2 tRNA genes are annotated in these 224 nt (G+C 44.2%); both read right to left on the reverse strand.

Annotation, left to right across the window (positions count from 1 at the left end):
• Positions 1-3: 3 nt before the first annotated feature.
• Positions 4-76 (reverse strand) — tRNA-Asp (locus LB941_RS12465).
• 55 nt (positions 77-131) lie between these two features.
• Positions 132-221: transfer RNA gene (locus LB941_RS12470), tRNA-Ser, on the reverse strand.
• Positions 222-224: the final 3 nt, after the last annotated feature.

The raw sequence follows: 224 nt of genomic DNA on the forward strand, positions 1-224 counted from the left end.
CTACGGTCCATGACGGATTTGAACCGACGATCTTCTCCGTGACAGGGAGACGAGATAACCACTACTCCAATGGACCAATCAGAAAAACATTTAACGAACCAACAATAGTTTTTAAAAACATTGCCTATTTAAGGAGGATAAGAGATTCGAACTCTTGCGTGGTTTGACCCACCTGACGGTTTTCAAGACCGTTCCCTTCAGCCAGACTTGGGTAATCCTCCATA

The organism is Ligilactobacillus ubinensis, assembly GCF_024160875.1.
In the GTDB taxonomy this organism is placed as follows: domain Bacteria; phylum Bacillota; class Bacilli; order Lactobacillales; family Lactobacillaceae; genus Ligilactobacillus; species Ligilactobacillus ubinensis.